At 69.6% G+C, this 23,264-nt stretch carries 22 protein-coding genes; 5 read left to right on the top strand and 17 right to left on the bottom strand.

The genetic code is table 11. The features are described from left to right. Positions 1-40: 40 nt before the first annotated feature. From ACQP1O_RS15400 to ACQP1O_RS15385, 4 genes are all read right to left on the bottom strand, one after another. Positions 41-697 carry a response regulator gene (locus ACQP1O_RS15400; RefSeq protein WP_433566463.1) on the bottom strand — a complete coding sequence of 219 codons (657 nt, stop codon included), beginning with the start codon at positions 695-697 and terminating at the stop codon, positions 41-43. Continuing rightward, entirely contained in the window at positions 664-1,785 is a 1,122-nt protein-coding gene (locus ACQP1O_RS15395; RefSeq protein ID WP_433566462.1) for a sensor histidine kinase, read from the bottom strand. Before ACQP1O_RS15395 ends, ACQP1O_RS15400 begins: the two co-directional genes overlap by 34 nt. Before the next feature lie 5 nt (positions 1,786-1,790). Continuing rightward, positions 1,791-2,279, bottom strand: coding sequence for a hypothetical protein (locus ACQP1O_RS15390; protein WP_433566461.1), 489 nt, complete (start codon positions 2,277-2,279; stop codon positions 1,791-1,793). A 148-nt stretch (positions 2,280-2,427) separates the two neighbouring features. Then, a complete protein-coding gene (locus ACQP1O_RS15385) occupies positions 2,428-3,621 on the bottom strand; it encodes an enoyl-CoA hydratase-related protein (RefSeq protein ID WP_433566460.1) in 1,194 nt (397 codons plus the stop codon). Between the two features lie 380 nt (positions 3,622-4,001). Here ACQP1O_RS15385 and ACQP1O_RS15380 point away from each other — a divergent pair, with 380 nt between their 5' ends. Continuing rightward, on the top strand, positions 4,002-4,421 hold the full coding sequence (locus ACQP1O_RS15380; RefSeq protein WP_433566459.1) for a hypothetical protein: 420 nt from the start codon (positions 4,002-4,004) through the stop codon (positions 4,419-4,421). A gap of 94 nt (positions 4,422-4,515) precedes the next feature. On the opposite strand, the gene ACQP1O_RS15375 is transcribed toward ACQP1O_RS15380, so the two are convergent. After that, positions 4,516-5,637: a DUF5685 family protein gene (locus ACQP1O_RS15375; RefSeq protein ID WP_433566458.1), complete on the bottom strand. Its 1,122-nt coding sequence runs from the start codon at positions 5,635-5,637 to the stop codon at positions 4,516-4,518. A gap of 79 nt (positions 5,638-5,716) precedes the next feature. Then, the gene (locus ACQP1O_RS15370; protein ID WP_433566457.1) at positions 5,717-6,571 is read right to left on the bottom strand and encodes a LysR family transcriptional regulator; all 855 of its coding nucleotides are present in this window, start codon (positions 6,569-6,571) and stop codon (positions 5,717-5,719) included. A gap of 109 nt (positions 6,572-6,680) precedes the next feature. On the opposite strand from ACQP1O_RS15370, the gene ACQP1O_RS15365 reads away from it, so the two are divergent. Next, on the top strand, positions 6,681-7,397 hold the full coding sequence (locus tag ACQP1O_RS15365; protein ID WP_433566456.1) for an SDR family oxidoreductase: 717 nt from the start codon (positions 6,681-6,683) through the stop codon (positions 7,395-7,397). A gap of 71 nt (positions 7,398-7,468) precedes the next feature. Here the strand turns inward: ACQP1O_RS15365 and kstD are convergent, their stop codons facing one another. From kstD to uvrC, 10 genes are all read right to left on the bottom strand, one after another. Beyond that, entirely contained in the window at positions 7,469-9,148 is a 1,680-nt protein-coding gene (gene kstD / locus ACQP1O_RS15360) for a 3-oxosteroid 1-dehydrogenase (protein ID WP_433566455.1), read from the bottom strand. Between the two features lie 54 nt (positions 9,149-9,202). Beyond that, the gene (locus ACQP1O_RS15355; RefSeq protein ID WP_433566454.1) at positions 9,203-9,796 is read right to left on the bottom strand and encodes a TetR/AcrR family transcriptional regulator; all 594 of its coding nucleotides are present in this window, start codon (positions 9,794-9,796) and stop codon (positions 9,203-9,205) included. A 431-nt stretch (positions 9,797-10,227) separates the two neighbouring features. Further along, a complete protein-coding gene (locus tag ACQP1O_RS15350; protein ID WP_433566453.1) occupies positions 10,228-10,656 on the bottom strand; it encodes a nitroreductase/quinone reductase family protein in 429 nt (142 codons plus the stop codon). A 137-nt stretch (positions 10,657-10,793) separates the two neighbouring features. Next, positions 10,794-11,579, bottom strand: a complete 786-nt coding sequence (tpiA, locus tag ACQP1O_RS15345) for a triose-phosphate isomerase (protein ID WP_354837480.1) — start codon at positions 11,577-11,579, stop codon at positions 10,794-10,796. Positions 11,580-11,582: 3 nt separating this feature from the next. Continuing rightward, positions 11,583-12,794: a phosphoglycerate kinase gene (locus tag ACQP1O_RS15340; protein WP_433566452.1), complete on the bottom strand. Its 1,212-nt coding sequence runs from the start codon at positions 12,792-12,794 to the stop codon at positions 11,583-11,585. A 6-nt stretch (positions 12,795-12,800) separates the two neighbouring features. Further along, positions 12,801-13,820 carry a type I glyceraldehyde-3-phosphate dehydrogenase gene (gene gap, locus ACQP1O_RS15335; RefSeq protein ID WP_354837476.1) on the bottom strand — a complete coding sequence of 340 codons (1,020 nt, stop codon included), beginning with the start codon at positions 13,818-13,820 and terminating at the stop codon, positions 12,801-12,803. Positions 13,821-14,032: 212 nt separating this feature from the next. Further along, the gene (whiA, locus tag ACQP1O_RS15330; protein WP_040858457.1) at positions 14,033-15,016 is read right to left on the bottom strand and encodes a DNA-binding protein WhiA; all 984 of its coding nucleotides are present in this window, start codon (positions 15,014-15,016) and stop codon (positions 14,033-14,035) included. Beyond that, positions 15,007-16,065, bottom strand: a complete 1,059-nt coding sequence (locus tag ACQP1O_RS15325; RefSeq protein ID WP_433566451.1) for a gluconeogenesis factor YvcK family protein — start codon at positions 16,063-16,065, stop codon at positions 15,007-15,009. The genes whiA and ACQP1O_RS15325 overlap by 10 nt, the downstream gene beginning before the upstream one ends. Continuing rightward, a complete protein-coding gene (gene rapZ / locus ACQP1O_RS15320; protein WP_433566450.1) occupies positions 16,062-17,063 on the bottom strand; it encodes an RNase adapter RapZ in 1,002 nt (333 codons plus the stop codon). Before rapZ ends, ACQP1O_RS15325 begins: the two co-directional genes overlap by 4 nt. Positions 17,064-17,279: 216 nt before the next feature. Beyond that, the gene (uvrC, locus tag ACQP1O_RS15315; RefSeq protein ID WP_433566449.1) at positions 17,280-19,352 is read right to left on the bottom strand and encodes an excinuclease ABC subunit UvrC; all 2,073 of its coding nucleotides are present in this window, start codon (positions 19,350-19,352) and stop codon (positions 17,280-17,282) included. 133 nt (positions 19,353-19,485) lie between these two features. Between uvrC and ACQP1O_RS15310 the strand changes: the two genes are divergently transcribed. Continuing rightward, a complete protein-coding gene (locus tag ACQP1O_RS15310) occupies positions 19,486-19,842 on the top strand; it encodes a hypothetical protein (RefSeq protein ID WP_433566448.1) in 357 nt (118 codons plus the stop codon). Positions 19,843-19,845: 3 nt separating this feature from the next. Continuing rightward, complete coding sequence (locus ACQP1O_RS15305; protein ID WP_433566447.1) at positions 19,846-20,193, top strand: hypothetical protein; 348 nt, start codon at positions 19,846-19,848, stop codon at positions 20,191-20,193. Positions 20,194-20,230: 37 nt separating this feature from the next. Here the strand turns inward: ACQP1O_RS15305 and ACQP1O_RS15300 are convergent, their stop codons facing one another. Further along, positions 20,231-21,466, bottom strand: coding sequence for a winged helix-turn-helix domain-containing protein (locus ACQP1O_RS15300; protein ID WP_433566446.1), 1,236 nt, complete (start codon positions 21,464-21,466; stop codon positions 20,231-20,233). Positions 21,467-21,591: 125 nt separating this feature from the next. Between ACQP1O_RS15300 and ACQP1O_RS15295 the strand changes: the two genes are divergently transcribed. After that, a complete protein-coding gene (locus ACQP1O_RS15295) occupies positions 21,592-23,253 on the top strand; it encodes an FAD-binding dehydrogenase (protein ID WP_433566445.1) in 1,662 nt (553 codons plus the stop codon). The last annotated feature ends 11 nt before the right edge of the window (positions 23,254-23,264 follow it).

Below are 23,264 nucleotides of genomic sequence, written 5' to 3'. Positions count from 1 at the left end.
AGTTGATCAGGGGCCGGGAGGCCCCGCACCGACCCCTCGCTCAGCGGGCCAGACCCGTGCGATGGGCGTAGGCGATGGCCTGACCTCGATCGCGGACCCCGAGCTTGGCGAACAGTGAATTGATGTGGGTCTTCACGGTACTGACGCCGATGAACAGGTCCTCGGCGATCTCGGAGTTGTTGCGCCCCTGCGCCATCAGCCGCAGCACGTCCCGCTCGCGGTCGGTGAGGTCGGCGGGCGGTTCGGGCGGCGCGTCGAGGGCGGAGAGCAGGCGGCGGCCCACGTCGGCGGCCAGGGTGGTGTGACCGCTCGCCACAGATCGGATGGCCGCGGCGATCTCGGCGCGACCGGCGTCCTTCGTGAGATATCCGCGTGCGCCCGCCCGCAGCGCGCCCGCGATGGAAGCGTCGTCGGCGTAGGTGGTGAGCACCAGGACCGCGGTCTCGGGATATCGGGCGGTGACAGCAGCGGTCGCGGCCACGCCGTCGATGCCGGGCATGCGCAGATCCATCAGCACCACACGGGGTTTCACCTGCCGGACCAGCTCGACCGCTTCTGCGCCGTCGCGGGCCTCCCCCACCACCCGCATATCCGGCAGCAGCGACAGCACCGTGGTGAGCCCGTCGCGCACCGTGGTCTGGTCGTCGGCCACCACCACCGTGATCACTTCCGCGGCAGCAGGATTCGTACCGTCCACCGACCCTCCTCCTTCCCGGCGGACAGCAGTCCGCCCGCGGCCTCGATCCGTTCCCGCATACCCAGCAGTCCCGCCCCCGACCCGGTGCTGCCGAGCGGCATCCGTGGCGCGGCAATCGGATTCGACACCACCGCCTCCAGCGACACGCCGCTGCCGCGCAGCGTGAGCGTAACCGGTTGCCCGGGTGCGTGTTTGCGCGCATTGGTGAGCGCCTCCTGCACCGCGCGGGTCAGCGCCACCGCCGCCTGCTCGTTCGCCGGATCCACCGCGACATCGAATCGTTCGGCCAGCTGACCGCCGGCGGCGCGGTGCTCCTCCACCACCCGGCGCAGTTCGACTGCCGCGTCGAAGCCGCCCGACCGCAGCGTGCCCACCACCCGGCGGGCATCGGCCAGCCCGGACACCGCCAGCCGATGGGAGGCCTTGACCCGCTCCGCCGCCCGGTCCGTCTCCCCCGCCTCCAGCAGCGCGTCCGCGGCGTCGAGCTGGAGCACCAGGCCGCCCAGGGTGTGGGCGAGCATATCGTGGATGTCGCGGGCGATGCGCCCGCGCTCGGCCAGGGCGGCCGCCCGGTCCCGTTCCTCGCGGATGATCCGATTCTGTTCCACCAGCATCCGATTGCGCTCCGCGCCGACCCGCGCCTGGCGGCGGCTCCAGCCCGCCAAGCCGACCACGACCACACCGACCAGCAATCCCACCAGCGCCCCTGGACGCGCCCCGTCCACCAGTATGGAGACGCACATCAGCGCCGAGGTGGACACCGCGATCGCCAGGCCGAACCACAGCGGCGCGCTCAGCAGGCCGAGGGCGATGAATACCGTGGCCAGGGCGGTGATTCCGGAACCGACCGACTGGGCGACGGTCGATCCCCCACCGATGGCCATGGCGCACAGGCAGATTCGTTCCCACCGCCACTTCCGCGCGGGCATCAGCACCCACGCCGCCCAGCCCAGCCAGGACAGCACCACCAGCGCCGCCACCCACGGCCGGTGGAACAGGGCCGCACTCGCCGAGGAGGAGACCACGGCGACGAGCCCGACCAGACGCAGCAACCTGGACAGGCTCGAGGGTGGGTCGATGATGGACATCGGTCTCAGTGTGCCGCAACCGGGTGCGCCTGCTCGGCACGCCGGGCCAGCACCAGCGCCCGGCCCGCCCGATTGAGCGCCACCACCAGCAGGATCGCCCCGACCGAGGTGACGGCCACCGCGCCGGCCAGGTGCGCGACCACATCCACCCCGATGCGCGCCGCCAGCAGCACCAGCCACAGCAGCGATCCGGCCCACCCGGTCCGCGCCTCCAATCCCGCGGCGGTGCGGCGCACCTGGGACAGCACGCCCATCAGCACGCCGATCCCGACACCGAGCACCGCCGACAAGGCCAGCAGGGCCACCGACATCACCCCGAGGCGGCCACCGGTGACCACGGATTTCATCTGCAGAAATCCCACCAGTCCGAGAATGATCGGTCCCCGCCACAGCCGATTGGCGTCGAGGACCTGCCACTGGGTCTGCCGGTACATGATCCACCCGATCACCAGCACCGCCACCGCGCCGTCGATCACCGCATTCTGCAAGTTCATGGCTCTACGGTCGCCCCGAGAACCGCCTCCACCCACCACCCCAGGGTGGAGACCGGGTGGGATTCCCGGTCCTTCCACCACCGCGAGGACCCGGCGGCCACTCCGGTGATGCACCGCGGGGGAGGCGTGGGCGGGCGGGCGGCGCCGGTCAGTCGGGCCAGACGGGGTGGCGTTTCTCCAGGAAGGCGGCCATTCCCTCACGGGCGCCGGGCAATTGGGAGGCGGCGGCCATGACCTCGCGGGCGAGGGTGTAGGCGTCGGCCTCGGGGCGGTCGAGCTGGGCGTACAGGGTGCGTTTGCCGAGCGCCTTGCTCGCGCGGCTGCCGCGGGTGGCGCGGGCGAGGAGGTCGGCGACGGCGTCGTCGAGGTCGGCGTCGGGGACGGCGTAGTTGATCAGACCCCAGTCGACGGCGGTACGGGCGTCGATGACGTCGCCGGTCAGGGCCAGCTCCATGAGGCGTTTGCGGCCGATGGATCGGGCGACCGGGACGGCCGGGGTGTGGCAGAACCAGCCGCCCTTGCCGCCCGGGAGGGCGAAGCCCGCGGAATCGGCGGCGACGGCCAGGTCGCAGGAGGCGACGAGCTGGCAGCCGGCCGCGGTGGCCAGCCCGTGCACGCGAGCGATCACCACCTGCGGCACCGTCTCCAGGGTGGTCATGACCTGCTGGCAGAGGGTGAGCAGGTCGCGCACACCGAGCAGGTCGCGGGCGGCCACATCGGCGAAATCGTGGCCCGCGCTGAACACCGGCCCGGCGGCGGCGAGCACGATGCCGGTGGCGTCGGTGTCGCCCGCGGCGCGGAACGCGGACAGCAGTTCGGCCAGGTGGTCGGCGGACAGCGCGTTGCGGCGGTCGGGACGGTTCATGGTGACGGTGATGGTGTCGCCGTCGCGCTTCACGAGCAGGTGCCGGTACTCCGCGGTCATACCTTCCACGGTAGTGCGGAGTAGCGGCCCGGGATGTCGCATTTCTGGGGTCACACGGGTGCGGGCGCGTCCGGATTCAGGCGCGGCCACTGCCCGGTCGAGGGAATCCGGTCGCTGTCCACCACGACCACGAGGTACCAGCCGGGCGGGGCCGGCGCCGGGTTCGAGGACAGCGTGACGGTGAGGGCGGCCGGACGCGGCCGGGGTGATCGGCAGGTCGATCAGCCGCCGGTTGTTGTCGCAGGAGTGGGTGCACGAGGTGGGGTGCAGCAGGCCGGCCGCGCGCACGGCGGCCGTGGTGGTGATCGTCAGGGTCGCATCGTATTCCGCTGTGCCGCTGGACATCTGGAATTCGTTCCAGGCGCAGGTGGCGGGGTCCGACAACTCGAGCGTCTCCGACAGGAAGCCGCCCCCCAAGTACCGAAATATTTACCACCGCAGCGCTTTTCAGCGTCGTCAGGGTCGGACACCAACGCCCGGAGACCACATCGGGCTGCCGGCTCCAGGTCAGCGATCGCGAGTCGAACAGCAACGCGTCACGCAGCCTGCCGTCGCCGCTCGGATCGGTGACGGCGAGACCGCAATCTTGGCTGTCCGGTGAGAACCAATCCGGGATCGGAACGAATTGCCCTGCCACACAACCAATCAAGGCGGCCTGCGGCAATCCCGGGATCCGATGTCCGGTGTCCGGATAGTCCGGATGCTCATTTACGCCAGGTTACGGAAAACGTACCCCGGCGACCCGGGCAGCCATTACCCTCCGAAACGCTCTCATTTCACACCCTTGAGGACACATCATGAGAAAGACAGTCTGGGCCAACGGCCTCGCACTCACCGCGGCCACCATCCTGGCCTCCACCGGCACCGCCAATGCTGCCGGCAACAGCATGAGCACCGATGCCACCTTCAAGGTCGGCGTCGACATCCAGCCCGGTGTCTATAAGACCACGACGGCCGCCACGGTGTGCGCCTGGGCGCGGCTGTCGGCCATCACCCCCGACGCCAGCGCCACCATCCAGGCCGGCGGCGCGGTCAACGGCACCGTCACCGTCGAGATCAAGCCCACCGACGTCGCCTTCTTCACCAGTGGCTGCGGCACCTGGACCCTGCAGACCACCACCACGAACACCGGCTCGTCGGGCCTGTCGAATCTGATCAGCGGCAGCGCGAGCGGCAGCAGCCTGCTCTCGACCGGCTCCGCCTCCGCCTCCAGCTAGCCGATCCGGCATCGGTGAGCCGTCTACCCGGAGGTGGCGGGTTCATCGGGCCGGAAGGGCCGGGCAATCCGCAGTGCCCGCCCCTCCCGGTGACTCAGCAGTCGCAGCAGGTTTCCTCACAGCAGCAACAGGATTCCTCACAACAGCAGCATCCCTCGCCGCAGCAGACGCAGCCCTCACAGCACGGCAGGCAGAAGCCGCCGCGGCGCCGCGGGGCGGGACCGTAGTAGCCGGGACCCGGGCCGTAGCCCGGAGGCGGACCGTAACCCGGCGGCGGCGGACCCCACGGGCCCGGCGCCGGACCACGGCGACGCCAGCGGCTCAGCGGCGCGGTGACCACCCCGTGATTCGCGCAGGTGTGCGCGGGACCGCCGAAGGTCCTTGTCACCGACCGGTTCAGCTCGTGCTTCAGCAGTTTGTGAATCAGCCGTCCGTCGGTGAATTCCACATCGGCCAAGGCCAATTCGATACCCAGTAGGGCGTCGGTGCACAAGCGGTGCGCCTCGGCCACCTCGGTTCCGGTGGCGGCCAGGGGATTCCACTTCCCGTGTGCGAGATCCTCATCCAGGTCCTCGACGGCATCCACGAGATGCGCTATGCGGCCGAACAATCGGCCGACCTCCGACAGCGCTGCCCGGTTTCCCGGGCGTCCTGCCAGAACGGCGGTGTGGCCGAAGGCCGCGGCGGTCGCGGTCTCGGTGGGTTCGGTGACCTCGAGCAGCGGGGTGCCCACCGCGGCCGCGGCCTCCACCTCACCCTGCCGATCCACCGCGGTCACCAGCACGCCGGTGTCGAAACCCAGTCCGGCGCCGGTGGATTCACCCTGCCGGGCCCAGCGCTCGGCGAGGCGCCGGGCGGCGGGCCGGAATCCGGCCGCGCCCGCCACGCCGTCGTGATCGGCCACGTGATCGCGCACCTTGGCGGCGGCCAGCACCAGCGAGACCGTGGCGGCCAGCCGGACGCAATCGCCGGTGGCGACGTCGGCGCGTTTCATGCCGCGCAGTGGGCAGGGCCCGGCCGCGCGGCGGGTGGGCGGCGCCGTGGACTGCGCCTCCACCAGGGCCGAGACGATCAGCCCGTCGTAATTGGTTGCCATACGGGCGCTCTGACCGTGGTCGTCACGCAGCGCCAGACAGAGTCCGCACAGTTGCGCCAGCCAGGCCCGCCCGAGTTCCTCGCCCAGCCGGTGACGGCAGGGCCGGATGATGCCGAACACACCATCGACGGTAACCCCTCGCGCGGTATTCGTCGCCCGGAATCGGGATCACTCCCGAGTGGACGGCGTAGATCGAATCTCACTGGGCGGCAAGGGCGGCGAACTCCTCGGCCAGCGGAACCGGGCGCGCCGACGACCACGCCAGGCTCACCTGCAGCGGCGCGAGGTCGGGAACCGGGACGTAGGCGATGTCCGGGCGAGTGTAGAAGGTCATCACCGACAGCGGCAGGAACATGATGCCCCGGCCCGCGGCGACGTGCTCGAGCTTCTCCTCCACACTGTGGAAGACCGGGACGGCGGGGCGGTCGGTACGCAATTCGGTTGCCACCGCACTCCATTCGGGGACCGTGTCCGGGTCCTGGAGCAGGTGCTCGTCGGCGAGATCGCCGACGGCGACCGCGTCCTTGCCCGCGAGGCGGTGGTCGGCGGGCAGCACCACGACCCGGGGCTCGGTATAGAGCGGGCGCACGACCAGACCGTGCGGGTCCACCGGCAGCCGCACCACACTGACGTCGACGCGGCCGTCGTGGACCACCTCGACCTGGTCGAACCAGTCGGTGCGCACCAGATCGACGGTGAGGCCGGGGTGACGCTCGGTGAGCATCCGCACCGCGGCGGTCACGATGAGGCCGGGCATGAAGCCGACGGTGAAGCGCTGCGTCCCCTCGACGGCCCGAATCACCCTGCGCTGCAGGGCTTCCGCGGCGGCGAGCAGCGGCCTGGCGTCGGCCAGCAGCTGCTCCCCCGCCGCCGTCAGTGCGGTCCCGCGGCGATCGCGGGCGAACAGCTGCGCGCCCAGTTCCTCCTCGAGCGCGCGAATCTGACGTGACAGGACCGGTTGCGCGATGAACAGCTGCTCCGCGGCGCGGCCGAAATGCAGGTGTTCGGCCACCGCCACGAAGTAGCGCAGCTTGCGCAGATCGACGTCACTCATGATGCCTTCAGGGTATTACAGGCGGCGGTATAGGTCTTGGACGGGCGAGGGTCGCGAAACCCAAGGTGGACAGGCACACACGCACAGTATTTCCCCGAAAGGAAACCCGATGTCACTCGACGGACAGCACGTCGTCATCCTGGGCGGCACCTCCGGAATCGGCTACGCCGTGGCCGCCGCGACCGCCGCTCAGGGCGCGAAGGTCACCGTCGTCTCCAGCCGCCAGGAGAACGTGGACCGCGCGGTGGCCGAACTCCCGGCCGGCGTCACCGGCGTGGTCGCGAACCTCAACGACACCAACCGGATTCGAGCGATGTTCGACGACCTCGGCGCGCTCGACCACCTCGTCTACACCGCCGGCGAGCCGCTGCTGCTGTCCCCGCTGGCCGAACTGGATCTCGACGCCGCGCGGAAGTTCTTCGAGCTGCGATACTTCAGCGTGCTGGCCGCGGTACAGGCGGCCACGCCGCGGCTGCGGGCCGACGGGTCGATCACCCTGACCAGCGGTACCGCCGGGCCGCGCCCCGTCCCGGGTTCGACGGTCACGTCCAGCGTCTGCGGCGCGATCGAGACCCTGACCCGGGCGCTGGCGGTGGAACTGGCGCCGATCCGGGTGAACGCGGTCATGCCGGGTGTGGTCCGGTCGCCGCTGTGGAACTTTCCCGAGGACTTGCGCGAGCAGTTCTACGCCGACACCGCGGCCGCGACGCCGTTGCGCCGCATCGCCGAAGTGGACGATATCGCGCAGGCCTTCGTCTTCTTCCTCACCCAACCCCACGCCACCGGCACCGTGCTGCCCCTCGACGGCGGCGCGGTCCTGGCCTGACCCGGACGTCGGGTGGCGCACCGCCGCGGGACCACGGACGGCCCCCGGCGGTGCGCCGGTCGGCGCCGGGACTACCGGCCGGCCGCGTGGCGGGCCGCCAGGTAGCCGAAGACGACGGCGGGGCCGATGGTCGCGCCCGGACCGGCGTAGGTGTGGCCCATGACCGGAGCGCTCGCATTGCCGGCCGCGTACAGGCCCTCGATCACCGAGCCATCCGCCCGCAGCACCCGACCGTCGACATCGGCGCTCAGGCCGCCCTTGGTGCCCAGGTCGCCCGGCACCAGTTTCGCCGCGTAGAACGGACCCGTCTCCAGCGCACCGAGATTCGGGTTGGGGCGATTGCGCGGGTCGCCGTAGTAGTTGTCGTAGGCGCTGGCACCGCGGCCGAAGTCGGGATCGGTACCGGCGGCGGCGAATTCGTTGAAACGGGTCACGGTGTCCCGGAGTTTCTCGACCGGGACACCGATCTTCTCGGCGAGTTCGGGAAGCGAGTCGGCGCGGGTGAGCGCGCCCGACTCGAGCCAGCGGCCGGGCAGGGGCTGACGGGGCGGGACACCCGCGAACTGGTAGCGGTTGCGGTAGCGCTGGTCGAAAATCAGCCAGGCGGGCAGGTTTTCGCCCGGGCCCGCACCCTGCCCGTGCTCGCCGCCGTACATGCGGTGGGTGGCCTCGACATAGGGCAGGCATTCGTTCATGAACCGCTGGCCGCGGTCGTTGACGACGATACTGCCGGGCAGATTGCGCTCGGCCAGGCAGAACCAGGCCAGCCGGGGCAGCGGAATGGACGGGCCCCACCAGGCGTCGGCCATGAATTCCACCGCGCCACCGGCATTCTCGCCCGCGCGGATGCCGTCACCGGTATTGGCCTGCGCGCCGACGGTCCAGTCGGTGCCGATCGGCTCGCGCTGGTACTGCTTGCGCATCGCCTCGTTGTGCTCGAAGCCGCCGGCCGCGATGACCACGCCCCGTCGGGCGGTGAGCACCTGCTCGCGCCCGTCCCGCAGCACCACCGCGCCCGTGACCCGCCCGTTCTCGGTACGCAGGTCCACCAGCAGAGTGTCCAGCCACAGCGGCACATTCGCCTCCACCAGACCGGCGCGCAGCATGGCACTCAGCGCCTGGCCGCGGGCCAGGACGCGCCGGCGCAGCACTGCCGCTGCCAGCCACCGCCCGGCGACGCGCACGGCCGCCAGCGGACTGCGCGGATTGCGCAGGCCCAGATGCAGCTGCCGGAACTCGGCCTGGGTGATCACGACGTTCTTCGGAGCCTTCACGTAATCGGGCTCCAGCGTGTCCAATTCGGCGCCGAGGCCGGTGGCGTTGTAGGGTACGGGCTCGATGGAACGGCCGTGGCCGCGGCCGCCGGGCGCCTCCGGGTAGTAGTCGGAATAGCCCGGCACCCACCGCATGCGCAGCGGCGCGTGCGCGGCCAGAAAATCGAAGGCCTCGGGCCCGCGGTCGAGGAAGGTGTCGATCCGCTCGGGCGGCACCCCGGGGCCGACGATGTGTTTCAGATAGGCCCGGGCGGCCTCGAGGTCATCGGCGGGGGCGTCACGGCGCAGCACCGCGTTGCCCGGAATCCACACGCCGCCACCGGATCTCGCGGTGGATCCGCCCCATGCCCGCGCCTTCTCGACGATCACCGTGGACAGACCGTGGTGGGCGGCCGTCAGCGCCGCGGCCATGCCCGCCGCCCCCGACCCCACCACGACCAGATCGAATGTCTCGTCAGTTGCCCTGTCGTGCTGCATGTTTCCTCTATCTCCGTGTTCTGTTATGGCCATCTGCCCGCGCGCCAACGGCTTTCAGCCGTGATGCCGCCAGCGCGCCCCGGCCACCGCGTCGAGTGCGCCCTCGACGCACACCGCCAGCGACATCTCGGGCTGCGCGGAATTACGCAGCCACTGCAGGTAACCGAACTCCGCCGCCGCCAGCATGAGATGCACCAGCAAACCCGCAGTGCTGTCCCGCAGCGGATCCCGGCCCATCCGCTGCCCGACCAGCTCGACCAGGCGCGTCCGATGCTCCGGGGTGATCAGAGCCACCCGCTCCAGGAGATGCGGAGCGGTGCGGAACGCGGCCCGCCACTGCTCCAGCTCCGCCGGGGCCAGCGCGGTGGACCGTGCCAGAATCGACTGCGCCAGCGCCACATCCGCGGGCTCGTCGCCGTCGCGCTCCTCGAGCAGCGCGACGATCCCCGACCCGCCCTCGCGGACGGGATCCAGCAGCAGATCCTCCTTGCTCCGCACGTGGCGGAAGTAGGTACTGGCCGACACACACGCCGCGGCGGCGATCTGCTCGGTCGTCACCTCCCCGAAGCCCTTCTCCGCGAACAACTCGTAGGCCGCCCGCTGAATCTCGCCGCGCACCTGCCGGCGCTGCCGCTCCCGCAATGACATCCGTCGCCCTCCTTCGTTAGAGCGAGTATCTGCCGATATGAGAGTTACTGTCAAGAAGGGATTCACTGTCACCAAAGCGGGCGGCCTTCGGCAAGGTCCTGACCAGCAAGAGTCGGCGATCCACTCGCCTTCGAAACCCCCGCCCCCTGCGGCCGGGCGGCCGACGCTCCTCCCCCACCGACTCCCCTACCGCCCCAAATGAATTCATCGACGAGGTGGGCCTGCATCCCGCTCCCGGCCTCCCTGCCGACGAACGAGGCGGCCACTACCCTCGGCCCCGCCACGAACCCCGGCCATCCGCCTACCAGGGATTGATCTTCACGCCCACAATCCCCCGCGAACGCCCCCCGACGACCCACGACGTCGAACGCACCCCCGCGTCGACGCCTGCCAGGGCGCGGGCCGAGCACCCGCGCCCTGCGGCTGCGAGCCTAGGCCCGGCGCAGCGCCAGCACCGGGATGGTGCGGATACCGGCGGCCTTCACGGCGTACTCGCCGAAACCCGGGTATCGCCGGGCCTGTTCGTCGAAGATCCGGTCGCGGTCCGCGCCGGTCATCTCGGTGACCTCGACCTGGAAGGTCTCGGTCCCGACCTCGACCTCGGCCTTCCCCGCCTGGGTCAGGTTGTAGTACCAGTCCGGGTTGGTGGGCGCGCCCGCCTTGGACGCGAAAACGTACACGGTCGCCGGATCCTGCTCATCGGCCAGGTACATCATGGGCGTCACCAGCTCCCGCCCGGTCCTGCGGCCCCGATGGTGCACCAGAATCATCGGCGCACCCTCGAACGGCCCGCCGACCCGTCCGTCATTGGCCCGGAACTCGTTGATGATATTCGTATTCCAGTCGCTCATACCGATCATTCTTCTGTATGAGCACTGCCCCCGACGGGAGCACCCCGGCGCGGCGGCGTCATCCGATCGCGACCACACGCTCTCGCCCGGAGACGGCGAAGGGCCGGGCATCCAGTGGATGCCCGGCCCTGTGCAGCGGAAACCCGTTACGGCAGGGGGCCGCCGGCGGCGATCGCGGAGAGGGTGGCGAACTCGTCGCCCTTCAGGGACGCGCCGCCCACGAGAGCGCCGTCGATGTCGGTCTGGCCGACCAGTTCGCCGACGTTCTTGGCGTTGACCGAGCCGCCGTAGAGCACCCTGACACCGGCCGCCACTTCGGGATTGGCCAGTTCGGCGAGTTCCTTGCGGATGGCGCCGCAGACTTCCTGCGCGTCGGCCGGGGTGGCGACCTTGCCGGTGCCGATGGCCCAGACCGGCTCGTAGGCGATGACGATCTTCGAGATCTCCTCGGGCGTCAGGCCCTTGAGGGAGCCGCGGAGCTGCTCGAGGTTGTACTCGACGTGGGTCTTGGTCTCGCGGACGCCCAGGCCCTCACCGATGCAGACGATCGGGGTGATGCCGTACTTGAGCGCCTGCTTGGCCTTGGCCAGCACGGTGGCGTCGTCCTCGTTGTGGTACTGACGCCGCTCCGAGTGACCCACCACGACAAAACTGCAGCCCAGCTTGGCCAGCATGGAGCCGCTGATCTCGCCGGTGTAGGCGCCCTCGTCGTGGGTGGACACGTCCTGGGCACCGTAGGTGATCAGGAGACGGTCACCCTCGACCAGCGTCTGCACGCTGCGCAGGTCCACGAACGGCGGGATCACCGTCACGTCGACCTTGTCGAAGTACTTCTCCGGCAACGCGAATGCGATCTTCTGCACCAGAGCGATGGCCTCGAGGTGGTTGAGGTTCATCTTCCAGTTGCCGGCGATCAAAGGCTTACGTGCCATGGTTCAGTCCTCCAACACCGCGAGGCCGGGAAGTTCCTTGCCCTCCAGGTATTCCAGCGACGCGCCGCCACCGGTGGAGATGTGCGAGAAACCGTCATCGGGCAGGCCCAGGGTGCGCACGGCCGCGGCCGAGTCGCCGCCGCCGACGACCGTGAACGCGCCCTTCGAGGTCGCCGTGGCGATCGCCTCGGCGACACCGCGGGTACCGGCCGAGAACTTCTCGAACTCGAACACACCCATGGGGCCGTTCCAGAACACGGTCTTGGCCTCGGTCAGCAGCGCGCCGAACCGGGCGGCCGAGTCGGGACCGATGTCCAGACCCATCCAACCGTCGGGAATCTCGTTGGCGGGCACGGTCTTCGACTCCGCGTCGGCGGCGAACTTGTCGGCCACCACGATGTCCACCGGCAGGTGGATGACGTCGCCGTACTTGTCCAGCAGCCCCTTGCAGGTCTCGATCATCTCCTGCTGCAGCAGCGAGGTGCCCACCGAAAGGCCCTGTGCCGCAAGGAAGGTGAAGCACATGCCGCCGCCGATGACCAGCGTGTCGACCTTGGGCGCCAGCGCCTCGATGACCGCCAGCTTGTCGGAGACCTTGGAACCGCCGAGCACGACCGCGTACGGACGCTCCGGGCTCTCGGTGAGCTTCTTCAGCACCTCGGTCTCGGCCGCGACCAGCGTGCCCGCGTAGTGCGGGAGCAGCTTGGCCACGTCGTAGACCGACGCCTGCTTGCGGTGCACCACACCGAAACCGTCGGACACGAACGCGCCGTCGTCGCCGACCAGCTCGACCAGGGCACGAGCGAGCTTGGTGCGCTCGGCGTCGTCCTTGCTGGTCTCGCGCGCGTCGAAGCGAATGTTCTCCAGCAGCAGCACATCACCGTCGGTGAGGCCCTCCGAGCGGGCGAGCGCGTCCTGGCCCACCACGTCGCCGGCGAGCTGGACATTGCGGCCCAGCTCCTCCGACAGCCGCGCCGCGACCGGCGCGAGGGAGAACTTCGGATCCGGCTCGCCCTTGGGGCGGCCCAGGTGCGCGGTCACCACGACCTTGGCGCCGGCCTCGGCCAGCGCCTTGATGGTCGGCGCGGACGCGATGATGCGGCCCGGGTCGGTGATGACGCCGTTGTCGAGGGGAACATTCAGGTCGGAGCGCACCAGCACGCCCCGGCCCTCGACACCCTCGGTCAGCAGATCCTGCAGAGTCTTGATCGTCATCGGCGCTTACAGGGACTTGCCGACGAGGCCGACCAGGTCGGCGAGACGGTTGGAGTAGCCCCACTCGTTGTCGTACCACGAGGCGACCTTGACCTGGTTGTCGATGACCTGGGTCAGCGGCGCGTCGTAGATGGAGGAGTGCGGGTCGGTCACGATGTCGGAGGAGACGATCGGGTCGACGTTGTACTTCAGGATGCCCTTCATCGGGCCGTCCGCGGCGGCCTTCATGGCGGCGTTGATCTCGTCGATCGAGGCGGTCTTGGCCAGGTCCACGGTCAGGTCGGTGAGCGAACCGGTCGGGACCGGCACGCGCAGCGCGTAGCCGTTCAGCTTGCCGAGCAGCTCGGGCAGCACCAGGCCGATGGCCTTGGCGGCGCCGGTGCCGGTGGGCACGATGTTCAGCGCGGCGGCGCGGGCGCGACGCAGATCCGAGTGCGGGCCGTCCTGCAGGTTCTGGTCCTGGGTGTAGGCGTGCACGGTGGTCATCAGACCACGCTCGATGCCGAAGGAGTCGTTGAGCACCTTGGCAATCGGGCCCAGGCAGTTGGTGGTGCAGGACGCGTTCGAGATGATGTTCTGCGAACCGTCGTACTTGTCGTCGTTGACGCCCATCACGATGGTGATGTCCTCGCCCTTGGCGGGCGCGGAGATGATGACCTTCTTGGCGCCGGCGGCCAGGTGGCCCTTCGCCTTGGTGGCGTCGGTGAAGATACCGGTGGACTCGACGACCACGTCGACACCCAGGTCACCCCACGGCAGCGCGGCCGGGCCCTCCTTGATGGCCAGCGCGGTGATGCGCTGGTCGCCGACGACGATGGTCTCGTCGCCGTCCAGGGAAACGTCCTGCGGCAGGCGGCCGAGGATGGAGTCGTACTTCAGCAGGGTCGCCAGCGACTTGTTGTCGGTCAGATCGTTGACCGCCACGATCTCGATGTCGGTGGTGCCGAGGGCCTTCTGCGCCTCGACGGCTCGGAAGAAGTTTCGCCCGATGCGGCCGAAGCCGTTGATCCCTACCCGGACAGTCACGTTTTCGCTCCTCAGCTTTGCGGATCGTTTCCGTTGCGGTGCTAACCCTAGACCTGTAACAGAAACATCACGGACACACCCCCGCCACGGTGAACTACGAAACGTTCACTTTCGTCACAGACGACCGGAAGCGCCGCGACCCTTGAGGTTGCGACGCTTCCGGACGGAATCACCGTGCGGTATCCATCAGTTTAGGCGGCGGCGTGGGTGTTTCACGCCTCTTCGAGCAGCTCTGCGGTGACAGCGCTTTCGGTGTCGGGCACGCCGAGTTCCTTGGCGCGCCGGTCCGCCATCGACAGCAGCCGCCGGATCCGGCCCGCCACAGCATCTTTCGTCATGGGCGGATCGGCCAGCTGGCCCAGCTCCTCCAGCGACGCCTGCCGGTGCAGCACGCGCAGCTTGCCCGCGGCGGCCAGATGGTCCGGCACATCCTCGCTCAGTATTTCGAGCGCGCGCTCGACGCGGGCCGCGGCGGCCACGGCCGCGCGGGCCGAACGACGCAGGTTGGCGTCGTCGAAATTGGCCAGCCGGTTGGCGGTCGCCCGGACCTCGCGGCGCATACGCCGCTCTTCCCAGGTGAGCCGGGTGTCCTGCGCACCCATGCGGGTGAGCAGGGCGCCGATGGCCTCACCGTCGCGCACCACGACGCGATCGGTGCCGCGCACCTCGCGCGCCTTGGCCGAGATGCCCATCCGCCGCGCGGCGCCGACCAGGGCGAGCGCCGCCTCCGGCCCGGGGCAGCTCACCTCCAGCGCCGAGGAGCGGCCCGGCTCGGTGAGCGAGCCGTGCGCGAGAAACGCTCCACGCCAAGCGGCTTCGGCATCGCCGATGCTGCCGCCCACCACCTGGGCGGGCAGCCCACGCACCGGGCGGCCGCGCACATCGAGTAATCCGGTCTGGCGCGCCAGCGCCTCGCCCTCCTTGGAAACCCGAACCACGTACCGGGAGGTTTTCCGGAGCCCGCCGGCGCCGAGGACATGCACATCCGAGCCGTATCCGTACAGCTCGAAGATCTCTCGGCGCAGCCGACGTGCAATGGAACCCATGTCCACCTCGGCTTCGACGATCACTCGACCGCCGACGATGTGCAATCCACCGGCGAACCGCAGTAGCGCGGACAATTCCGCTTTGCGCGAGCTCACCTGTGATACAGAGAGCCGGCTCAGCTCGTCCTTCACTTCCGCTGTCATCGCCACGAGACGCGCTCCTTTCCACCCAACCCGGACCGCACACGTTGGCCCATATGCCGTCCTTCGACTCGAAGCCCTGCCAATTCCGGCCGAGGTTGCAAGATCACCTGATCCAGTGCGGCGGCAAGCTTTCCGGGGTGGTGCCGGTCCGTCCCCGCCTCGGCGACATCAGCGAAGGTTACTCGCGCACGCAGCTGTTCGGCAGCTCTTGCCAGATGTTCGCGTTCCCTACCCTCGGGTACGGAACCGGAGTCCACCAGAACATGGTCGACTGTGAAATCCGGTGCGTGCTGGGACAATACATGCAGGTGCCGCTCGGCGCTGAATCCGGCCGTTTCGCCCGGTTCGGCAGCGAGGTTGAGCACCAGCACTTTCCGTGCCCGCGTATGCAGCAGCGCTTCGTGCAATTCGGGCACCAGCACATGCGGGATGACGCTCGTGAACCAGCTGCCCGGGCCCAGCACCACCACGTCGGCGTGCTCGATGGCCGAGGTCACCTCGGGGCAGGCGGGCGGATCCGAGGGGATCAGCCGCACCCGGCGCACCTTGCCCGGCGTGGTCGCCACGGCCACCTGACCCCGGATACAGCGGCTCACGCGCGGATCGCCTTCCAGCCCAGACACATCCGCCTCGATGGTCAGCGCGATGGGCGACATGGGTAGCACGCGGCCGGTGACGCGGAGGATCCTCCCGGCCTCGTCCAGGGCCGCGACCGGATCGCCCAGCTCCTCGGTGAGACCCGCCAGAATCAGATTGCCCACCGAATGCCCGGCCAGCGCGCCGGTCCCGCCGAAGCGGTGTTGCAACGTTCGCGCCCAGATGCCGTCGGCCTCTTCGGCCAAGGCCGCCAAGGCCATTCGCAGATCGCCCGGGGGCAGCATGCCCAGCTCGGACCGCAACCGTCCCGAGGAGCCGCCGTCGTCGGCGACCGTGACCACCGCGGTGATCTTGCGGGTGAGCCGCCGGATGGCGGTCAGCGTCGAATACAGGCCGTGCCCACCGCCGAGGGCCACGATGGCCGGATTGGTGGTGCGGACGGAGTCGTTCTCACTCATTCCCGCCCCAGATCCCGATGAACCACGCGCACCACGTCACCCGAGTCGTCGCCGGCCGGGGCCGATTCGTTGCCCGCCAGCGCCTCGCCCAGCGCCTCCGCTATCGCCACACTGCGGTGTTTGCCTCCGGTGCAACCCACTGCCACGGTCATGTATCGCTTCCCCTCTTGGCGGTAGCCCTCGGTCGTCAGGTCGACGAGATGCCGCGCGGTGCCCAGGTAGTCCTGTGCGCCCGGCTGCGACAACACATACTCGCTGACCGGGGCGTCCTGTCCGGTCTTTTCGCGGAGTTCGGGAATCCAGTGCGGATTCGGCAGAAACCGCAAATCGAACACCATGTCGGCGTCGAGCGGGACTCCGTATTTGAAACCGAACGATTGAACGGTCAGCTGCAGCACGGTGGCGGCGTCGCCGCCGTAGACCTCCTCGAGTTTGCGGTGTAGCTGGTGGATGGACAGCGCGGTGGTGTCGATGACCACGTCGGCGGCCGTTTTCACCGGGTCCAGGCGCTGCCGCTCGGCGGCGATGCCGGCGGTCAGCGTGCCGTCGGCGCTCTCGCTCTGCAGCGGATGGCGACGGCGCGCGAACCCGAAGCGGCGGATCAGCACGTCGTCGGAGGCCTCCAGGAACAGGATGCGGGTGCGCACACCCGCGGCCCGCAGCTGCTCGCCGACCGCGGCGAGGTTCCCGGTGAAGAAGCGGTTGCGCACGTCCATGACGAGCGCCAGTTTGCGGATGGGCGGTTCGGCGCCGCGGCCGAGATCGACCATGCGGCCGATCAATTCGGGTGGGAGGTTGTCGGCCACGTAGTAGCCGAGATCCTCGAGCACCTTGGCGGCGGTGCCGCGCCCGGCGCCGGACAGGCCCGTCACGATGACGACCTCGACCGGTGCGGATTCGGGTGCCGACCGCCCGCGGCGAGCGGTCGGCTGGGACTCACCTGTATCGGTTGCCTTGCTGTTTTCGGCCGTATCAGTACTGGCTTCGACGCGCGTCATGTCCTACCGGTTCGTGTCTGGAGTTCCCTCGATCATCCTGCACCGACGCCCGGAAACGCGGCAGGCACACGACGGGAGCGAGACACAGCTGTGATTTCTGCTCCCGACCTGCACACACGGCGTGTCGCAGTTTTGCTATTCGGCGTGTCGCACTCTACCCGGTGCTCCCCGTTTCGACTCGCCATCGCGGCAAACCGATGGGTCCGTGCACAATTGCTACGGCTGCTGCAGGGCGGCCAGGACCGCCTTGGCCGTCGCCACGCCGATGCCCGGGACCTCGGTGATCTGCTCCACCGTAGCCTGCTTGAGCTTGGCGACCGATCCGAAGTGCGTGACCAGTGCGGTCTTGCGCGCCGAGCCCAGCCCGGGCACCGAGTCCAGCACCGATTCGGTCATCCGCCGCGAGCGTTTGGAGCGGTGGAAGGTGATGGCGAAGCGGTGCGCCTCGTCGCGGACCCGCTGCAGCAGATACAGCGCCTCGCTGGTGCGCGGCATGATCACCGGGTCCGCCTCGTTCGGCACCCACACCTCCTCCAGTCGCTTGGCCAGCCCGATGACCGCGACATCGGTGATGCCGAGTTCGTCGAGCACCTCGGCGGCGGCATTCACCTGCGGCGCACCGCCGTCCACCACGTACAGGTTGGGCGGGTAGGCGAAGCGGCGCGGCTTACCGGTCTTCGGATCGATGCCGGGCAGGCTGGATTCGACCTTGTCCGAACCGGATTCGAGCTCGGCGGCCTCGGCGGCGTCCAGGTCGCGGCGGAGCTTGCCGAAGCGGCGGCGGGTCACTTCGGCGATGCTGCCGACGTCGTCGGAGCGGCCGCCGCCCGCGGCCTCCTTGATGGCGTAGTGCCGGTACTCGGACTTGCGGGCCAGGCCGTCCTCGAACACGACCAGCGAGGCCACCACATCGGTGCCCTGCACATGCGAGATGTCCACGCATTCGATGCGCAGCGGCGCGCTGTCCAGATCCAGGGCGTCCTGTAGCTCCTGCAACGCCGCCGAGCGCGCGGTCAGGTCGCCGGCGCGCTTGAGCTTGTGCTGGGCCAGAGCCTCCTGGGCATTGCGCTGTACGGTCTCGGCCAGCGCCTTCTTGTCGCCGCGCTGCGGCACCCGCAGCTGCACGGCCGATCCGCGCAGGTCCGAGAGCCACTGCTGAACCTGCTCATGATCATCGGGCAGGGCCGGGACCAGCACCTCGCGCGGGACCACGGCCCCGGGCTGCCCGTCCCCGCTCTGCGCGGCGACCGCGGTCTGCTCGCCGTAGAACTGGGTGAGGAACTGCTCGACCAGAGCCGCCAGCTCGCCACCGGATTCCGCCACGGCAGGGTCGATCGGACCCGGGCCGGGGCCCTCCGCGGTTGCGCCGGCTTCCGCCTCCGGGCCCGACCGCGCCTGGTCCAGGGCGTCGCCGGACTTGTCGACCACCCAGCCGCGCTGACCGCGCACCCGGCCGTCGCGCACATGGAAGATCTGGACCGCGACCTCGAGCTCGTCCACCGCGAAGTCGATGACATCGGCGTCGGTGCCGGTGCCCAGCACCACGGCCTGCTTCTCCAGGGCCCGCTTGAGCGCCTGCACGTCGTCGCGCAGGCGGGCGGCCAGTTCGAAGTCGAGTTCGTCGGCGGCCTCGTGCATGCGGCGCTCGAGCTGCTTGACCAGGCGGTCGGTCTTGCCGGAGAGGAAGTCGCAGAAGTCGTCCACGATCTGCCGGTGCTCGGCCGCGCTCACCCGGTCGATACACGGCGCGGAGCACTTGTCGATATAGCCGAGCAGGCACGGCCGCCCGATCTGACTGTGCCGCTTGAAGACTCCCGCCGAGCAGGTGCGCACCGGGAACACCCGCAGCAGCAGATCCAGGGTCTCGCGAATGGCCCAGGCGTGGGCGTACGGGCCGAAGTAGCGCACGCCCTTCTTGCGCGCGCCGCGGTAGACGAACACCCGCGGATACTCCTCGTCGAGGCTGACCGCCAGCACCGGATACGACTTGTCGTCGCGATAGCGGACATTGAAGCGCGGATCGAATTCCTTGATCCAGTTGTATTCCAGTTGCAGCGCTTCCACCTCGGTGGACACCACGGTCCACTCGACCCCGGCCGCCGTGGTCACCATCTGCCGGGTGCGCGGGTGCAGCCCGGCCACGTCGGAGAAGTACGAGTTCAGGCGCTGGCGCAGGCTTTTCGCCTTGCCGACATAGATGACCTGCCCGAACTTGTCCCGGAACTTGTAGACGCCCGGTTCGACGGGAATGGTGCCCGGTGCGGGCCGGTAGGTCGCGGGATCTGCCACGGCTCCAGGTTAGTCAGTGCCCCCGACAGGCGGCCAAGGCCTCCGACACCACACCCGCCGGGCTTCCGGGCGACCATCCACGGCGGTCACGGTGACGAAGTATCGGCAAGATCATTCACCTCGAGGGGACGCCGTGATCCGACTGCGCGTGCGCCGCCGCTCGCCCGCCATCGCGGGGGCGGTCTGCCTGGCCGCCGCCGCACCGGTGGCGGTCTCGGTGCCGGTCGAGACCGCCGGCGGGCCGATCCCCGTCCACCGCGATCACCGCGAGCACGCGACGCCGCTGCCGATCCGCGCTGGGGCCGTGGCGAATTCGGCGCCGGAGCCGCTGGTCGCCCAGCACGGGCGCAACCCGACAGCGCCCGCGCGTCCCGGGCGACGCGCCACGCCTGAACACCCGACTCCGCGAGGTTCGGCCGTCCAGCGGGATCTCGCGGTCAGTATGGGACGAACTGTTTCGCTCGGCCTGTCCGTATACGAGGGAGCTTGATCGATGACGAACCATCACCGTCTCCACCCGCGCCGCCGGTCGCTCGCGATCGGTTCCGCACTCGGCATCGGCGTGGCGGGCCTGATCGCGGTGTCGGCGCCCACCGCCGGCGCCGACTCGGTCTGCCGCATCGACCGGACGCTCGACACCGCCACCTTCACCTGCCCCGCGGACACCTGGTACGCCGCGGTGGTGCAGTGCCTGGGCGCCCGGCAGGTGGGCAGCGGGCACCAGGCCCCCACCTACATCGTGGGCGATTCGCCGCGGCCGCTCATCCCCATGACGATCGAGTGCAACGGTGAGGGCAAGAACGGCATCGTGCTGAATGCCTGGACCGACGGGCCGTTCTGACCCGACCTGCACCGTCCCGATCCGCCGTTGGGCGCAGCTAGAGGATCTCGTGCCGCAAAGCCGGTGCGAGATCGCCCTTTTCGCCCACCTCGACGGTGTCGAGTTCGAGCCAGCCGGCCATGTCCCGCAGCGCCGCGGCCAGTGCGGCCGCCACCCGCGAGTGGTCCCGGCCCGGCTCCGCGAACGCGCCCGGCACCAGTAGCCGCCCGGTCCCGCGCTCGGCGCGCAGGTCCACCCGCGCCACCAGTTCGCCGTCCAGCAGGAACGGGAAGACGTAATACCCGTGCACGCGTTTGTGTTCCGGCGTGTAGATCTCGATGCGGTAGTGGAAGTCGAAGAGCCGCTCGGTGCGGTCGCGGAAGAAGATGAGCGGATCGAAGGGGCAGAGCAGGGCCGCGCCCGTCACCCGGCGCGGAGTGCGAGCCTCGGCATGCAGGTAGGCGGGCTTGTCCCAGCCCGCCACGGTGACCTGCTCCAGCTCTCCGGCGTCGAGGAGGTCGGCGATGGCGGGCTCGGTCTGGCGGCGATTGAGCCGGTAGTAGTCCCGCAGATCGGTTTCGGTGCCGATGCCGTGCGCCCGCGCCGCGCGCCGCACCAGTTCCCGCACCGCGTCCGCTTCGTCCGGTTCGCGCGAGAGGACCTCGGGCGGAAGGACATTCGCGGCCAGATCGTAATGCCGCTGGAAGCCAACCCGTTTCGGCACCGTCAGCTCCCCCGCCGCGAACAGCGCCTCGCAGACCACCTTGGTGTCGCTGTAGTTCCAGCCCCAATTGTCCTTGGCCCGTGGCCGATCCAGTTCCAGATGCCGCTCGATCTCCCCCGCCGTGCTGGACCCGAACTCCTTGACCACGCCGAGCACATCGTCGGCCAGGGCCGGATTGCGTTCGAGCACCTGCCGCATCCCGTTCCAGCGTCCGTGCCGGTACTGCACCATGCGCCAGCGCAGGAGCGACCAGTCCTCGACGGGAATCAGCGCCGCCTCGTGCGCCCAGTACTCGATGAGCTGCCGGGGCCGCCGGGCGGTGTGCCCCCACGCGGCCTCGTCCAGCAGCGCCCGGTCGTAGGCCCCGATCCGGCTGAACACCGGGGCGTAGTGCGCTCGCACCACCGCCGACACCGAGTCCAGCTGCAGCAGCCGGGTGCTGTCGAGCACCTTCAGGACCGTGCGCCGGGTGGGCGTTCCGCTCGGCGGCGGCGAGGCGAAGCCCTGTGCCGCGAGTGCGGTGCGGCGCGCCGCTGGGAGTGACAGGGATCCGGACGAAGAAGTCGGCACACTCGAACCATGCCATGTCCGACCGACAACCTCGTTCGATACAGCGCTGTATCGAATGCCTGTACAGCAGCGACCTCGTTCGATACATTCGTGTATCGAACTTCGACACCAAGGGAATCATGGGCATGATCGAGAATCCGGATGTCATCGTGGTCGGGGCCGGGCTGGCCGGTCTCGTCGCCACGCACGAGCTGGTCAAGGCGGGACGCCGCGTACTCGTGCTGGATCAGGAGAACCGCGCCAACCTGGGCGGCCAGGCGTTCTGGTCGCTGGGCGGGCTGTTCTTCGTGGACAGTCCCGAACAGCGGCGGCTCGGCGTCAAGGACAGCCTCGCGCTCGCCATGCAGGACTGGTTCGGCTCGGCCGGCTTCGACCGTGAGGACGAGGACCACTGGGCGCGGCAGTGGGCGCGCGCGTACGTGGAGTTCGCGGCCACCGAGAAGCGGCAGTATCTCTACGACCTCGGGCTGCGGGTGACCCCCGTGGTCGGCTGGGCCGAGCGCGGCGGCGTGACCGCCGACGGACACGGCAACTCGGTGCCGCGCTTCCACCTCACCTGGGGCACCGGCCCCGAGGTGGTGCGGGTGTTCCTCGAACCGGTGCTCGAGGCCGAGAAGCGGGGACAGGTCGGCTTCGCCTTCCGGCACCGGGTCGACGACCTGATCGTGGAGGACGATGCGGTGACCGGCGCGCGCGGCAGCGTGCTCGAGCCCGCCACCGAGGCCCGCGGGGTCGCTTCCTCACGGAATATCGTGAGCGAGTTCGAGTTCCGCGCACGGGCGGTCATCGTGTCCTCCGGCGGCATCGGCCACAATCACGAACTGATCCGCCGCAACTGGCCGACCGACCGGCTCGGTCCCTGCCCGGAGCACCTGATCTCCGGCGTGCCCGCGCACGTGGACGGCCGCATGCTGGGCATCACCGAGGCCGCGGGCGGGCGCATCGTGAACCGGGATCGCATGTGGCACTACACCGAGGGCATCCACAACTGGGATCCGATCTGGCCCGATCACGCCATCCGCATCATTCCCGGCCCGTCCTCGCTGTGGTTCGACGCCAATGGAAAGCGCATGACCGCACCGGCTTTCCCGGGTTTCGACACCAATGCCACCATGAAGCAGATCCTGGCGACCGGCTACGACTACTCGTGGTTCATCCTCGACCAGTCGATCATCGAGAAGGAGTTCGCGCTCTCGGGCTCGGAGCAGAATCCCGACATCACCGGCAAGGATCTGAAGCTGGCCCTCAAGAGCCGGGTGGCGAAGGGCGCGCCGGGCCCGGTGGAGGCGTTCAAGCAGCACGGCGTGGACTTCGTGGTCGCCGACACCCTGGCCGAGCTGATCGCGGGCATGAACAAGATCTCGCGCGGCCCGCACCTCGACCTCGCCGATATCGAGCGCCAGATCGTGGCCCGCGACCGGGATGTCGAGAACAAGTACAGCAAGGACGCCCAGCTCATGGCCGTCAACAACGCGCGCCGCTTCCTGGGCGACAAGGTCCGGGTGGCGAGCCCGCACAAGATCCTCGATCCCGCACACGGCCCGCTGATCGGCGTGCGCCTGAACATCCTGACCCGCAAGACGCTGGGTGGTCTGCAGACCAATCTGGACTCGCAGGTCATCCGCGCCGACGGCACCGCGTTCCCGGGCCTGTACGCCGCGGGTGAGGTCGCCGGGTTCGGCGGTGGCGGTGTGCACGGCTACAACGCGCTGGAGGGCACCTTCCTCGGCGGCTGCATCTTCTCCGGTCGCGCCGCCGGCCGCGCGCTGGGCCGCAGCCTGACCTAGCGGCTCGACGA

The organism is Nocardia sp. CA-151230 (assembly GCF_050942175.1).
GTDB lineage: Bacteria > Actinomycetota > Actinomycetes > Mycobacteriales > Mycobacteriaceae > Nocardia.
This window is presented reverse-complemented; position numbering and strand designations above follow the sequence as displayed.

What these genes read in the sequence shown, in the direction of transcription:
- ACQP1O_RS15390 (WP_433566461.1), bottom strand. Translation starts at nt 2,279, where the DNA reads ATGAACTTGCAGAATGCGGTGATCGACGGCGCGGTGGCGGTGCTGGTG.
- ACQP1O_RS15305 (WP_433566447.1), top strand. Translation starts at nt 19,846, where the DNA reads ATGACGAACCATCACCGTCTCCACCCGCGCCGCCGGTCGCTCGCGATC.
- ACQP1O_RS15380 (WP_433566459.1), top strand. Translation starts at nt 4,002, where the DNA reads ATGAGAAAGACAGTCTGGGCCAACGGCCTCGCACTCACCGCGGCCACC.
- ACQP1O_RS15370 (WP_433566457.1), bottom strand. Translation starts at nt 6,571, where the DNA reads ATGAGTGACGTCGATCTGCGCAAGCTGCGCTACTTCGTGGCGGTGGCC.
- ACQP1O_RS15325 (WP_433566451.1), bottom strand. Translation starts at nt 16,065, where the DNA reads ATGAGTGAGAACGACTCCGTCCGCACCACCAATCCGGCCATCGTGGCC.
- ACQP1O_RS15355 (WP_433566454.1), bottom strand. Translation starts at nt 9,796, where the DNA reads ATGTCATTGCGGGAGCGGCAGCGCCGGCAGGTGCGCGGCGAGATTCAG.
- kstD (WP_433566455.1), bottom strand. Translation starts at nt 9,148, where the DNA reads ATGCAGCACGACAGGGCAACTGACGAGACATTCGATCTGGTCGTGGTG.
- ACQP1O_RS15340 (WP_433566452.1), bottom strand. Translation starts at nt 12,794, where the DNA reads ATGACGATCAAGACTCTGCAGGATCTGCTGACCGAGGGTGTCGAGGGC.
- ACQP1O_RS15395 (WP_433566462.1), bottom strand. Translation starts at nt 1,785, where the DNA reads ATGTCCATCATCGACCCACCCTCGAGCCTGTCCAGGTTGCTGCGTCTG.
- ACQP1O_RS15350 (WP_433566453.1), bottom strand. Translation starts at nt 10,656, where the DNA reads ATGATCGGTATGAGCGACTGGAATACGAATATCATCAACGAGTTCCGG.
- ACQP1O_RS15365 (WP_433566456.1), top strand. Translation starts at nt 6,681, where the DNA reads ATGTCACTCGACGGACAGCACGTCGTCATCCTGGGCGGCACCTCCGGA.
- rapZ (WP_433566450.1), bottom strand. Translation starts at nt 17,063, where the DNA reads ATGACGCGCGTCGAAGCCAGTACTGATACGGCCGAAAACAGCAAGGCA.
- tpiA (WP_354837480.1), bottom strand. Translation starts at nt 11,579, where the DNA reads ATGGCACGTAAGCCTTTGATCGCCGGCAACTGGAAGATGAACCTCAAC.
- ACQP1O_RS15295 (WP_433566445.1), top strand. Translation starts at nt 21,592, where the DNA reads ATGATCGAGAATCCGGATGTCATCGTGGTCGGGGCCGGGCTGGCCGGT.